This window comes from Mesorhizobium sp. M8A.F.Ca.ET.165.01.1.1, assembly GCF_004792065.1.
GTDB lineage: Bacteria > Pseudomonadota > Alphaproteobacteria > Rhizobiales > Rhizobiaceae > Mesorhizobium.
This window is the reverse complement of the sequence record NZ_SRTH01000217.1, coordinates 1-294: the sequence shown is the minus strand read 5'-3', so window position 1 is coordinate 294 and position 294 is coordinate 1. Positions and strand designations below refer to the sequence as shown.

The 294-nt window shown below is 60.5% G+C and carries 1 protein-coding gene; it reads right to left on the bottom strand.

From position 1 onward, the window contains the following. Nucleotides 1-294: integrase core domain-containing protein (locus EN808_RS35820; protein ID WP_135918264.1), on the bottom strand; the 294-nt coding region annotated here is incomplete at both ends.

Sequence of the window (294 nt, the reverse complement as noted above, 5' to 3'; positions counted from 1 at the left end):
GTCGAGGAAGGCAGCGAGGTGGTTTTCGAGCTGACGGTGGGTCTCGTAATGAAATCGCCGGACAGTCGCCTCCTTCAGCGTTCGGTTCATTCGTTCGACCTGGCCGTTGGTCCATGGGTGGTTGGGCTTGGTGAGACGGTGATCGATGCCATGCCTCCAGCAGGTCCGGTCGAAGGGGTGGCCGCGCCAACGCGCGGTAGGGCCATTCCGGTTCTTTGGCAGGTCGGCGAACTGGATACCATTGTCGGTGAGCACGGTGTGGATTTTGTAGGGGACGGCTTCGACCAATTCGTC